General features: G+C 69.2%; 11 protein-coding genes. 10 read left to right on the plus strand and 1 reads right to left on the minus strand.

From position 1 onward, the window contains the following. Nucleotides 1-524 precede the first annotated feature (524 nt). From ACIQI7_RS38490 to ACIQI7_RS38535, 10 genes are all read left to right on the plus strand, one after another. Nucleotides 525-1,364 carry a PIN domain-containing protein gene (locus ACIQI7_RS38490; protein WP_401119401.1) on the plus strand — a complete coding sequence of 280 codons (840 nt, stop codon included), beginning with the start codon at nt 525-527 and terminating at the stop codon, nt 1,362-1,364. Nucleotides 1,365-1,744: 380 nt separating this feature from the next. Beyond that, complete coding sequence (locus tag ACIQI7_RS38495; RefSeq protein ID WP_401119404.1) at nt 1,745-2,665, plus strand: DUF4238 domain-containing protein; 921 nt, start codon at nt 1,745-1,747, stop codon at nt 2,663-2,665. A gap of 494 nt (nt 2,666-3,159) precedes the next feature. Beyond that, on the plus strand, nt 3,160-3,369 hold the full coding sequence (locus ACIQI7_RS38500) for a hypothetical protein (RefSeq protein WP_401119406.1): 210 nt from the start codon (nt 3,160-3,162) through the stop codon (nt 3,367-3,369). Nucleotides 3,370-3,405: 36 nt separating this feature from the next. Beyond that, nucleotides 3,406-3,996 (plus strand): helicase associated domain-containing protein, encoded by a 591-nt coding sequence (locus ACIQI7_RS38505; RefSeq protein ID WP_401119409.1) that lies wholly within the window; start codon nt 3,406-3,408, stop codon nt 3,994-3,996. Beyond that, nucleotides 3,993-4,451 carry a helicase associated domain-containing protein gene (locus ACIQI7_RS38510; protein WP_401119412.1) on the plus strand — a complete coding sequence of 153 codons (459 nt, stop codon included), beginning with the start codon at nt 3,993-3,995 and terminating at the stop codon, nt 4,449-4,451. Before ACIQI7_RS38505 ends, ACIQI7_RS38510 begins: the two co-directional genes overlap by 4 nt. 303 nt (nt 4,452-4,754) lie before the next feature. Continuing rightward, entirely contained in the window at nt 4,755-6,764 is a 2,010-nt protein-coding gene (locus ACIQI7_RS38515; protein ID WP_401119415.1) for a hypothetical protein, read from the plus strand. Beyond that, nucleotides 6,761-7,225 carry a hypothetical protein gene (locus tag ACIQI7_RS38520; protein WP_401119418.1) on the plus strand — a complete coding sequence of 155 codons (465 nt, stop codon included), beginning with the start codon at nt 6,761-6,763 and terminating at the stop codon, nt 7,223-7,225. Before ACIQI7_RS38515 ends, ACIQI7_RS38520 begins: the two co-directional genes overlap by 4 nt. A 439-nt stretch (nt 7,226-7,664) precedes the next feature. After that, nucleotides 7,665-7,823, plus strand: coding sequence for a hypothetical protein (locus tag ACIQI7_RS38525; protein ID WP_401119421.1), 159 nt, complete (start codon nt 7,665-7,667; stop codon nt 7,821-7,823). Between the two features lie 218 nt (nt 7,824-8,041). Continuing rightward, the gene (locus ACIQI7_RS38530; RefSeq protein WP_401119424.1) at nt 8,042-8,980 is read left to right on the plus strand and encodes a hypothetical protein; all 939 of its coding nucleotides are present in this window, start codon (nt 8,042-8,044) and stop codon (nt 8,978-8,980) included. Between the two features lie 201 nt (nt 8,981-9,181). Further along, nucleotides 9,182-10,183, plus strand: coding sequence for a DUF4238 domain-containing protein (locus tag ACIQI7_RS38535; RefSeq protein WP_401119427.1), 1,002 nt, complete (start codon nt 9,182-9,184; stop codon nt 10,181-10,183). A gap of 539 nt (nt 10,184-10,722) precedes the next feature. Here ACIQI7_RS38535 and ACIQI7_RS38540 read toward each other — a convergent pair. Continuing rightward, nucleotides 10,723-11,712: a hypothetical protein gene (locus ACIQI7_RS38540; RefSeq protein ID WP_401119430.1), complete on the minus strand. Its 990-nt coding sequence runs from the start codon at nt 11,710-11,712 to the stop codon at nt 10,723-10,725. Nucleotides 11,713-13,078: the final 1,366 nt, after the last annotated feature.

Raw genomic sequence — 13,078 nt, forward strand, 5'->3', positions numbered from 1 at the left:
GTCCCGCACAGCGCGCAAGCTGCGGTTCAAGCCGAGTTGCATGCCTTCGTAGGGCCGCCGCCCGGCCGCCGCCCGTCCGTCGTCCCGTTCCGTCCGGCTGCCGCGGCCGTCCCGCCCGTCCTGGCCGCCGCTTCCCGCTCCCGCCGCTCGGCCGCCGGCCGCTCTGTCCGGCCGCTGTCTCGGCCAGCAGGAGGAGATCGAGGCGCTGGGGGCCGGACTTCGACGACTGGGGCTGGTACCTCTACGACCCGCAGGCCGTCCGGCAGGTCCCGGAGCCGGCTCCGGGACAGGGTCCTGCGGGCTGGTGACGGCCGACAGCGCGGGCGCGGCCGGGGCCTGGCCCCTGGAGGCCTTCGTCGACCTGGCCGCCGCACCTGGCGAGCCCCAGGAGATCTGGGTGACGGTCGGCACCCTGCACGGCATCAAACAGCGGACCGTCACGCCTGAACTGCGCGGCGTGAGCAGCCACCAGGAGGGCCGGTATCCCTGGCAGCCCCGGGTGCACGCCTGCCAGGATCCAGCGCATGCGAATCCGACCCGGCTACACCCTCGACATCGCGCAGGCCGACCTCGCCTTCGCCCTGCAAAAGTGGCAGAACCTCTACAACGACCAGCAGCGCCTGATCGACCGGTACCTTCAGACGGTTACCGACACCCACGACCGCCTCGCTCAGGCCATCGCCGAGCCGAGTCTTGGGGACGGGCTGTTCGCCGGCCACTACTGGCAGCTCGTCGAAACCGGGCGCTCGCCCGACCTCCACGGCACCTTGGTGCTGGAGGTCAAGCGGCAGATCGCCACCATCGAGGACGCACAGCGGCAGCTGGAGGCCCTGCGGTCCTACGTCGAGCGGCCGGGCGTGCCGATCGTCTACGACACCAACATGCTCAACCACTGGCAGCAGCCGGAGAACATCGACTGGAAGGCCCTGCTCGTCGAGGAGGGGCTGGACGGCAAGCGCGTCCGCCTGCTCGTCCCCCTGGTGGTGGTCGACGAGTTGGACCGGCAGAAGTACGGGGACGGCGCCTTGGCCCGCAAGGCCGCCACCGCGATCCGCTACCTGGAGCGCAAGTTCGAAGGCGCCGCCCCCGGGGAAGCGGTGAAGCTGCGAGAGGGCGTCACCCTGGAGGTCCGCCTCGACCCGCCAGGCCATCGTCGCATCGAACCAGACCTGGAGATCCTCCGCTGCGCGGCCGACTTCACCGGACTCGTCCCGGGCGCTGGCACCCGGGTCCTGACCGACGACTACGGCATGCGGCTGCGAGCCCACAGCATGGGCCTGGCGACGCTGCGCCTTCCCGGTACCTACCGCAAGAGCGGCACCGGAACGGACGAGGCAGTCCAAGAAGTGCCGGCCCCGGTGTAGGCGTCTCGGGGGGGGGGCTCCGGCCAGTCCGGTCGGAGCCCCCCGCCCGGCCGCAGCGCCAGAGACAGGGCGGATTCCTCCGGCGCCCACCGGGGTCGCTGACGTCGATGCCCGGCCGCTCGCATGCGGTGGCATGTCAGTGCAGCACGGCTGTCTCCGGATCCAGGTGAACCACGCCGTCGAGTAGCACCAAGTGAGCCGCCCCGGGGTGGTGATCTCGCCCATCCACGTCGCTGCCTCCTCTACGCGCTCGACCGCACCGACAGCGCCATGCGCGACGGTGGACGCCGGCCTTGGGGGCGCGACATCACCGAGGCTCTGAGGCCAACAGCCACAAGAATCCCTCGATTCAACCGCGCCCCGGCCACTACAGTCGTGGCATGCCGGCGCATCCCAAGAAGCACCACTTCGTTCCGCAGTTCATACTGGAGCGATTTGCTGGTCCGGACGGCAAGCTCGTTGTTCATCAGTACATGAATGAGCGCCAGTTCACCTCTGCTGTTGTGAACGTTGGGCATCGCAACTACGGGCACTCGCTGTACTGGCCGAACAGAGAGCCCGATCACTCGTCGATGGAGGCAGCAATGGCATCCATCGAAGAAGAGGCCGCCGCCGCAGTCAAAGAACTTGCGCGCGGCCGTCAGCGCGAGGTGCCCCACGACATCAGGCGCCCCGTCGCGTGGTTGTTGGCCCTGCAGTACCAGCGCAGCCGCTTCCTGATGCATCTGTTGTCCGAGCGCGTCAGATCCAAGGACAGCGACCTGTCCGCCAACGAGATCCAGACCGGCCTTCTGACGCTCATACTGGCGTATGTCATCCATCCATGGTGCCTACGCGACGACGATGACGCCCCCTTCAAGGATCGTTGGAACTCCTTGGTTGCCGTGCTCCTCGCAGGCGCGGACGTGCATTGGTCGTGCTACCGCCCGAGAAACGGTGGCCTCCTGGTCGGCGACAACCTGCTCTGCTTCTCCGGCATCGTCGGCGAGCCGCCGCCCCATATCCCACCGAAGCTCTTCGACCATGGTGTGCAGGTGGGACTGCACAACTTCCGGCGCGCGACGGTGCCGCTCGGTGACGACCTCGCCCTCATCATTTCTCGGGACGCTGGGGACTGCGTCCAGCTGGACGCCGCGGCCATCAACCGCTTCACGGTGTTCAACAGCCGGGAGTTCATCGCTCATGCTCCCAACTGGCCCGATCGGCATCCCGACCTCGCACACGACCTGCAGACATCGCTTCGCACTCAGCGCCTGGTCGCCCCGGCATTTCTCCAGAACTACGGCTCCAACGGTCGATAGCAGGAAGCCGTGCGGTGATGAGGTTTGAGGGGGGTGTAGTTGAGGTGTGGTGTGGTGTGTGGGCTGGGGTTTTGTGGGTTGGGTGAGAACGGGTGTGTGGGGGTGGGTGGGCTTGGGTGGTGGTGTGTGGGCTGGGGGTATCGCGGGTTTTGTGAGTGTGGTGGCCGGTGTTGATGGGCGTGGAGTGTCGTAATGGCTGCTTCCACGTTTTGGCTGGTCAGGGCTGTTTCACCTGGTCAGGTGGGGTGTCGTGGGGGCTGTCCGGGTGCTCGTTGGCGGGCTGTTCTCATTGATCTTGGGATTTTCTCGGCTCATGTCGGGTGCGGGCCGGGCTGGCCCCGGCTGTCCGGGGCGGTGTTCTCACTGTTGTTGAGGGTTTCTCAGCCGGTCTCGGTGGCCGGTGTTCCTGTCTTTACCGGGCCTGCCTGCGGGGCCGGGTTGTGGGGTGGCTTTCGGCTTGGTGGTCCAGGCGCACACCGTCGAGGGTGGTTTTGGTGATGCGTTTCGGTGCCGTCGAGGATCGCGGCCAGGGCGGCTTCGCGGATGAGGCGGGCGAGGCTGCCGATACGCCCGGCGGTGCGCTGGTGGAGGTAGGGGGCGTGGCGGGGCAGGGTGCCGGCCCGGTGCCGTTTGAGGTCGAGGGCTGCTTCGAGGTCGGTGACGAGGTCGGTGAACGGGCGGCGGGTGCCGAGGCGGGCGGGTAAGGCGCCGGTTTCGACGAGGCTGGCGCGGGCGGCGAGTTGCGCGCCTGGGTCATCATCCCGGTCTACCTGCCGACCCCGGAGGTCGGCGACGACACCGCCACCGCGGACCCGTCCGAGGTCCACGACGCCGGCGAGGCCGTGAAGGCCGAGGCCGACGCCGAGATCGAGGCCAGCTCGTTCCGCACGATCTGGCGGGTTCTGCGCGCCCTGGCGGCGCACGACGCCCGGGTGGTCGGCCGGATCACCGAGCTGCGCGCCTCCCGAGCCCAGGGCACCGCGCACACCACCGCGGCCCAGCCGGCCGAGGGCGAGGCGGCCGAGGCCGGGGAGGGCGAGCAGCAGCCGGCTCCGGTGGAGTCGCCGATCGAGTGGCTGCGGATCAACGCGAAGCAGCACGCGGCGAGGATCCTGCAGACGGTGAAGCTGCGGGCTTTCAACCCGCGCGCGGTCGAGTGGCAGCGGATGCACGCGGTCGCCGCCGTGTTCCACCTGCAGCACGGCCACCTCGACCCCACCGACAAGGCGAAGCACGGCGAACTGATCTCCTGGCTCACCCGCCAGCGCCACCTCTACGGCCAGGGCCTGCTGGATGCGGCCCGGGTCTCGGAGCTGGACGCGCTCGGATGATCTGGTCGAAGAACGCCAATGCCTGGGAGCGCGGCTTCGCGTATGCCGCCGCGTTCCACCACCAGCACGGCCACCTGGCGATCCCGGCGACCGCGAAGCTGGACGACTACGCGGCGGGCGCGTGGATGCGCCGCCAGCGCAAGGCCGCGGGCCTCACCGCCGAGCAGGTCGCGAAGCTGGACGCGCTGGACGAGCTGTGGCGCCTGGAGCCGGACTGGAACCGCTCGTATCGCCGCCTGCTCGCCTACCTCGCCGCCGGCGGAACCCTCGACGGCCCGGCCAACCGCACCGGCCTTGGCGACGACCCGACGTTCCGCCCCGGCACCTGGCTGCGCAAGCAGGCGGGGGCCCGCGCCGAGGAGAAGCTGACGGTCCAACAGGCCGCCCTCCTAGACGCTCTGCCCACCGCCATCGCCGAGCAGCAGGACCAGGGTGCGGGCACACCTGGGGCCTGATTGCGCCGCTGAGCTGGCGGTGTGCGTAACGGGCTGAATCTCTGTTACAAATGTTGCTGCTGGCGATAGTTCGCCGGGAACCTCTTGGGCGCCGCCGTGTGAATCGTGTTCACGTGGTGACGAGTACCGCACGGCCTTGCCGTGGCTGCCGAACCCTTGGGCTGGGCCCGCGCGCGCTCCGGCTGACCGGCCCGATCCCGGGACCGCGATGTTGGGAACGCCCACGGCACACCGCTGCCGGTGCGTTGATCGCACGCCTCGCTGGCGTGCTCGACCCGCACGCCCGAAACCGGGAAGCCAACGGTGAACCAGAACCCCACGTCCGATGATGCTGTCGCCGACGCCGCCGAACTGCTCCTCCGCGCCGCCCAAATCGCGCCCCTGTCGTGGGCGCAGTACAAGGCCCTGCGCGAGGCCCTGATCACTGCCGGGTTCCCCCCGGAGGTGGCCTCCACCACCCCGCTGCTGGCCGCGAACCCCCAGCACATGCTGGAGCAGCTCAAGCGGCGCCGCCTCGAGCTGCTGGCGCCCGGCGTCATCGCCGAGGCCATCTACACCGACGTCCTGGTGGCGGGCCTCGTGCGGGCCCCCGAGAACCTCCGCATGGACGAGCAGCGATGGGCCGGCGGATTCAGGATGCCCCGCTACACCCAGCACACCGAGGGCCGCACCGCCGCGTGCATGCTCGACCTGGACGACCCCCGGCTCGGCCTGGACAAGGAGTCGGCCCCGACCTTCTTCTTCAACCAGCTCGAGCTGATCAACACCGAGGTCGAGCTCAAGAACAAGTACAAGAAGGACATCCTCGACCACGGCATCCGCGTCGGCGGCACGCTGTTCGCCTTCCTGCTGAAGTTCCCCGGCCGCGTGCCGATCGCCGGCCTGGAGACCGGCGACTGCTACGGACGCACGTACTTCATCCAGGAGAAGGAGGGCATGACCACGGAGAAGGTCCTCGCCGCCCTGGAGCAGGTCCCCGCCAACTCCGCCGAGCTGCGCAACCACCCCCTCCAGCGGCACCGCGCCAACCTCCTCGCCATCGCCGGCAAGATCACCGCTCCCACGCCCGCACCGATCACCCAGCGCGAACGGGACACGCTCGTGCGCGCGGTCATGCCCAGCACCAAGATCGTCCTCAACGTCAGGGACGTCACCCTCGTCGAGGCCCGGCGCCGCATCGTCGCGCAGCACCACATCGAGCAGCCCACCCCGTTCAGCTCCGACACCGCCTGGCAGATCCGCGCCGCGGCCGCCCTCGACAGCCTCCAGGCCAAGGGACACCTGAAGACCCACCCCGGAACGGACGCCGCCGAGACCCGGCGCTGGTTCGACGCCCCCACCGAGATCCCCGCCCACACCGCGTACCGCGACGACATCGCTGCCCTCGCCGCCGCCACCCTCCTCCTGGACCCGGACAGCCCCGGCGACCGGGTCATCACCGCCGCGCTGCGCACCCGCGGCGTGATCGGACGCGACCGGACCCGGGCCCGCAGCTTCCTGGCCGCCGCGGTCATCGCCCGCGCGGTCCCCGGTCACGCCGGCCGCCAGTCCGCCCTGGAGCGGGCCCTGACCACCAAGGGCCTGCGCGGCATGGGAGTCGACACCAGGCCCGTCGACAAGATCCTCATCGACGCCAGGGAGGAGCTCGCCGAGGCCAGGCGTCAGAAGTCCCGGGGCAACCCGGACATCCCTCTGATGGGCCCCGCCACCCAGCAGATCGCGCTGCGCGGGGCGTACTACCTCACCTGCGGCACCGGTGACACCGTCCTGCTGGAGCGCAGCGAGCTGAACGCGAAGAAGGGCGAAGCCCAGGAGCCCGGCCAGCTGCTGGCCTCCCTCTCCACCACCCAGCAGGGCCTGGAGCAGCTCGCCCAGGCCGTCTTCGACGGGCGCCGCGGCCACCCCGTGCGGCGTCTGGAGAAGGACGAGAGCGCCGGCGACCGGGACACGCCTCCGCAGCCCGAGGAGACGATGACCGCCACGGCCCTCCGGGCACTCGCGCTCACCCCCGACGACCCGATCGCGGACGCGACCGCGTCCGCGAAGCTCGCCATGGACGGCGACAACCTGCGCTACGAGGTAGCTGCCGTCTCCGCCCGCCTGGAGAAGATGATGGGGCGCCGCGACGACGGCGCGGCGGCCACCGTCATCCAGCAGCGGGGCTGGAAGGACCCGCACGGCACGAGCGTGGGCGAGCTGGAGGCCGCCGTCAAGCTCCTGCGCAACTGGGAGATGCGCCACGAGATCTTCGGTGAGGCCTCCAGCCCCGACCTCTCCTACGGCGAGGCCGACACCGACGGAGCCGACCTGTGAGCGACTCGGCCGGTCGTCGGCCGGTCGAGCTCACCCTCGACATCGCCGACCACCTGGATGCGCTGATGCACCTGGAGTCTGCCGCCAGCGGTATCGTGCGCGGCATCACCAGGCCGCTCATCGTGCCGATCGCCGAGGTGACGCGCAACGGACGCTGGTCGAACGTTCGTACGGGCGTCTACCTGCCCTGCACCGCCGAGCGTGTGGTCCGGTACGTCGGTAGCGTCCACCGTACGGGACCGGCCATCGCTGCCCGGCTCCGCGAGCATTTCGGGGAGCATCCCGAGCGGGAAACGACGTGGACCCACCTGGCGCTGATCACCATGCCGACCTCGACCACCCCAGCGGCGCTGCGCCGTTGCGAGGGGCGTGCGGGGCGGGCCCTTGACCCGCTGGACAACGTCAGGTTGCCGGCCGTACCCGGCCAACCAGCGTGGATCCCGCGGCCGAGAGCAGCCTGACCTCGTAGATCTCGGTGCCCCGGACTTCTGGACTTCAGGAGTCCGGGGCACCGTTTTGCTTCGAGGAGCCCCCGGCCCCGCTCCGGTTCGCCCCGTCGTCCCGGCCTACCCCGCTCGGTCGGCCAGCCCTGTTCTGTCCGGGGTAGTGCCGGCCCGGGTGGCCCCGTACCGGGTGTCTGTCGGTCGGGGCGCTGGGGGCGTGTGACGAGCTGCTTGTCACGGAACCTGCCCTGCCCCGTTCTGCCCCGGCTGTCCTGACCCGTCCGGTCCGGCTCCGCCATCGCCCGGTCTCGCCCCGGTCGGGTGCAGGCTTCCCGGTTCCGGCTCGGTCCGGTGTGTGACCTCACGGCGGTTTGGGGGCCGTTATTGCTTTCCGGTGGACCAATCAGGATGGGTGGTCGGGCGTCGTTCGGGTGGTGCTCAGGGTGGGCGGTTTCCGGTGACGGGGGGTGGTCGGCTCTCCCGGCCGGGCGGGGCCCGACGGGAGCTCCTCTACACCGAGGGCCTGGTGCTCGGCTACGGTCTGGGCGTGCCGGACGGTGAGGGTGAGCTGCTCGCCGTCCATCTTCTCCAGGCGGACGGGTACCTCGGCGGGTAGCGCCGGGTCGAGCGTCTCCAGCAGTTCCCGGACCTGCGCCGGAAGCGGGCGGCCGCAGCGGGGCCCGACACACACACGCTCCGACGGCTGGTGATGATCCGTCACGATCCCATCGCGACGGAACCAGGCGGCGGCCACAAGTCTCCCCACCGCGCGCTGGCGGCCGGATGCGGTGAAAAAGATGGGAGGTCGGGACGGCGGGCGGTACGGTGCGGGGTATGACTGAGCTGTGGACGTCGGCCTTGTCGCTTTCGACTTTCTCCCCGCGTAATCCCGACGGCTCGCTTCCGGAGCCCGCGGACCGCCGGGAGGGGATCGTCCGGGTCGCCGGTTCCTGGCAGAAGCGAAGCGCACGGGGTGACATGGTCGGGTTCGTTTCGCTCGCCAGCCTGCGGGGGTCGACCGCCGCGGAGCGCGCCGACGCGGTGAACCGGGTGGTGGAGCTGCACGGTCTGATGGGCAGCATCGGGGAGCAGTTGGTGCTGGCGTACGCGGCGGAGCAGGACGCTCAGCGCTGGTTGGCCCTTCCGGTGGAGGAGCCCGAGGTCCCGTGGGTCGGGAGGCATCACCGGATGGCCGTCCGAGGCCTGTGCGAGGCGTGCGCGCACTTCCTCCTGGCGGCCGCCCACGCCCTGGCGAACACCGTCCTCAGGGTCCTGCTACTGGACCCTGAGGCAGCGGCCGTGGTCAACGCCTCGGGGTGGGGGAAGCGCGGCAAGGGCTTTCCGCCGGGTGAGCACGAGAACAAGGATGCCTGGCTCACCTTCGCGCCCGGCGGCAAGTTCTGGTCGGTGACGCTGGTCGCGGCAGCCGCCCACTCCACGCAACTGACCGCCCTCGTCCAGTGCCTGACCGATCTGCAGAGCGACTCCCGTTTCAAGGCGCTGGAGCAGAGCCGGGGCGGGTACTACCACCGGCATCGCCCTCAGTCCCTGAGCCACACCTCGCCGCGCACCGGGATCGCCACCATAGGGGATGGCGTGGTGACACTGGACCTCGGCGGCGCAGACGATCACGTGGTGAACACGGACGCTGAGAACGACGAGGGACACCACCATCGCGTCGTCTCGGACGCCCTCGTGATGCTCGCCGACGCGATGGACGCCATGGACCCGCTGATCGCTGACGCGGCTCGCTCCTGCCACGTCACCTGGTGAACTCATCAGCAGTACCGGGCCGACCCGGCGTTGGGACGCACCGGCCAGCCAGGACCGGAGCCCGCGGCAGCTGTCCGGGCGTGATGATCCGTCACCAGCGAGTGCCCCACACTCGCCCGCCTCCTGCCGGCTCCGCTGCTGTCGGCCCCAGCCGAGGAAAAACTGTGGGAGTGGGAGGACGGGCCGCCTACGCTGGGCGATGTGTCTGATCCGAAGCTCCACCACTACGTACCGCAGGCATACCTGGCACGATTCGGACGCGACGGCAAGGTCAAGGTCAGGCGCCGGTACCCGCCCAAGACTCACATCACCAACGTCAAGAACATCGCAGCCGAGACCGGCTTCTACACGGTCACCGACGAGAACGGCAGGCCCTCCGCGGTCATCGAGCACGAGCTCAGCCGCCTGGAGACCCAGAGCATCGAAGTCCTGCGCCGACTGGACAAGGCGGGCACACCCCCGGCCGTCGGCAGCGACGACCGAGAACTGTTGTGCCTCTACCTGGCCGTTCAGATGACCCGCACCCCGCGAAAGCGGACGGGATCGCTCTTCGGGCGCAAGGTCACCGCCTACGCGAACGGGCGGGAGGTCGACCTGTCCCTGATAACCGAGTACCTCACACGCATCCATCTTGGTCACCCCCCGCGGGCAGCCGAGGCCCAGGGGGCCTTGGACTACTACCACGGCATGCGGAGTATGAACGGCGGCAGCGACCCCACGCGCGACGAAGCGGTCATGCTCCCGTTCAGCTCGGTCGACGTGTGCATTCCGTACTTCCGGGCTCAGCACTGGCGACTCGAGATCAGCCGCAAACCGGCCTTCCTCACCTCCGACGCGCCTCTTGTCCTCTGGCGACCAGAAACCCCGGACGATGCCTACCGGGGGTTCGGCCTGGAAGGTGCCCACGAGATCCGGTTCCCCGTCAGTCCCACCACCCAGTTGGTGCTCGTCCCAGGCCGACCCGGAGCATCCACGGAAGAAATCAAGATCAGCCGAGTGATCAGCTGCAACCAGGACCTCGCGGACAGCTGCGAGCAGATCGTCGTCGGCCACCCGGAGCGCCACGCCGCACTCGACAGGGTCCAGCTGAGCAGACGCGGGCCCACGCTGCGCTTCAACACCGCTCCCGGCATTCAGAAGAACCCGGATGGCACAGAAGAACCTATCGGTGACATCCTCCACATGTACACGACCCGACGCTGAGACTTGCCCAGGCTCTAGGCCGGCCAGCGCCCCTGGCCCGTTGGAGCTCAGCCCGCTGCCCGCCGCCAGCCCCCTGCCGCTCGGACAGGCCGCCGTGCTGATGCCGGGTGGCCGGCCACCGAGCGGGGGCGGGTGGGGCTGCTTCGTCGGGTGATATCAGCCCCGGAGGCCGTAGGCCACCACCACCCAGCCCCGGCCCCGGCCCCGGTACCACCGCCCGGAGCACAGGCACCCGGGCCCGTCACCAGCCCCCTGCCGGGCCGTCAGGCCTCCGGTCCCGGTCCGGCCGCCAGGCCTGCACCCCTTCGCGGCCGCAGGCCGCCCGTGCGAGGACCAGGAGGGTCGGGTGATGGTGCCCGGCTGCGCCCAGCCCCGCCCCTTGCCGCTCCCCCGCCTGGCCCTCATGCGACCTTTGGTGCCCTGGGTGCCATAAATGGCCGCAGATCCAGATTGGTCCAACCACATCAATGGTCGCGCCTGGCGTCGCACGCCGGATGCGGAGCGTAGCGACATTGAACGGGCAAGGTGCTCAGTGCGCCTCAGCCATCATTCGAACTCTCGTCCGATTTTGAAACATCTTCGGGAAGGGTCCAGCGACGGTGCTCCGAGTTCATTGCGACGTTGAATATTCCATCGTACTTCGCTAGCTGCTGCAATGCGGCTTCTGCTTTTGCGGCCTGGAGAGAGGACTCGATGACGAAGAGCCGAGCCCAGCGGAATTGGTCAAGGCCATGACTTTTCTGGACAGGGTCCACTGTGAATGACGGGCCTCCCGCATAATAGAAATCGACCTGTGGGGTGAGGATTTCGAACTGCGTGTAACGCGCATAGTCGATTCCGAGGCTGGTGACGCGCAGGGCGAGCTGCAGGCGCCGGGTCACCTCTGTCAGTCCGCCCACCTGCCCTGCTGTCTTGTTGAGACGCTCCCTGAGATCCGTCGTTGCTTCCCGAATGGCTCTGGAAGTTGCGTCATGGCTCAGGAATCGGGGACTCCCCAATGGGAAAACGGAATCGCTGAATCGTCCGACGTCATTTCCGAAAGAGAATGGGCCGGGGGCTCCCGGGAAGTTCGATTTAGCATAGCGGTCCAGCATTGCAATGAACGCAAGCTTCAAACCGGCCATTGCGGCAGGGAAGTCGCCTCGGTCTGCGTATTCCTGGGCTGCCCGAAGCAGGTCGATTGTGGCGGTATCGGTCAGCAGGTCCGCCATATCTATGCTCGAGAACTCCCCTCCGAAGACAAGAGGCGTCGCATCCGTGAAAAACGTGTACACGTCTGCGCGCACCTGATCGATCGATTCGGCTGATGGAATTACCCCATTGTGCTTCAGATTGACGCGTATCTTGTTCATGCGTTCCATGGCCTTCTTGCCGGGAAGCTCCGTTCCGTTTGGCATTTTATCGCCGAGCTTCCCCCAGAAATCAACGAAGTTCATCTGTGTCTTTCCGCCCACATCGAGATGCTCGGCGCAAAGGATGAGGAAAAGTTCCACAGCATCATGGAAGGAGAGGACAGATGTGGCAGCCATGACCTGAGGCTGGCGGGATTGTTCCACTCCCTGCTGGTGGAGGAACCGGATGAAGGCGAGACGCTGGACAGTATGGGGCGTGAGTGGACGGGGCATCAGAAGACAACTCCAGATCGATGACTCGGCAGGTTGCTTCCGGTCTCTCCTGCCGGACAGAGCCCGAATCCTCCCTGACGCCAGCGACATTGGTGTCCGCCGCCAACCAGATGCTGAGACTCGACCGGGTAGGGAGCTGCCCCGTCACTCCGCCGCTGCTCCGTTCCGAGTCCAGCCGGCCACCCCTGCACGCCGCTCCCGGCCCAGCAGAGGACATCCTCCTGCTGTTCCGCGGAGTGCCGGCTTCGGCTGAGCAGTGCCGGGCGTACGTCGGACGGGGAGACGGCCCTGGGGGTGTGGGCTGTCGCCCCTGGGCCGCAGGCCACCCAGCCCACCTCCGCCTGGCCCCCGCCCGCCCACGCGCTCCCGGGCTGCGGTTCGGGTGGCTGGGTGCTGCGTCCAGTTCCGTGTCGATACCCCGTCCGGATCGCCGCGGGTCTGGCGCCGGGCTGTGTGTTGCGGCCCGCGGCTGTTCCCGTCCCGCCGACGGTGCGGTGCTGCCCTCTGCGGGCCAGGGCTATGGGTGCGGTCTGTAGAGGACGTGGCGGTGCGGGCCTGGGGCGGGTTCGCTGCCCGGTCGGGAGTGCCCGCCATGCCTGTCGCAGGGCGCCCGCCCGCGGGAGTGCCCGCCGCGCCTCGGCAGGAGGCGCCTGCCTACCGTCCTACTGCCACTCCCGGCCCGCTGCGGAGCCCGTCAGGGCGCCGCCCGGCCCCCATCTCCTCCCGGAGGAGGCAGGCCGTCCGACGGGCCGCCACAGGGCCCGCAGAACACCTCCAGGCCCGACGCTGCGCCCGGGCCTGGAATTGGGCCCGATAGGCTTATACCGGAAATTCGCGGGATATCGCGAATGTAATGCCAGCAGTAGTCTGCCGTCCCGCCAGGGACGGCCCTCCCACCGGTAATTCGCGCGACATCGTGAACGCTGCTCGGGAGCCCCGTCAGGGGAGGCCCCTCTACCGGAAATTCACGCCACATCGTCAACGCTCCCGGCCGCAGGCCGGAACGGGCCCAAGGCGGGCCGCAGGCCCGTGCCGCTTTGACGCCGACCGCCCACTCGGTTGAGGCCCCGCCAGGGGCCATACCCGGCAAGCCAATTCGCCACCGGCGAATTTGTCCCCGCCACCCGCCCGCCCCGCCCGGCGTAGCCGGGCCCCGGGGCGCAGCCCCGGGCCAGCAACCACGCACGGTGACGCCGTAGGCGGCACCTGGAACGTCGTCTTCCGGCCGGTCGGGGTGCCGGTGCCGGAACTGCCGGACGCCGCCGCGCTG

Origin of the sequence: Kitasatospora sp. NPDC092039, assembly GCF_044756065.1 — a bacterium.
Classification (GTDB): domain Bacteria; phylum Actinomycetota; class Actinomycetes; order Streptomycetales; family Streptomycetaceae; genus Kitasatospora.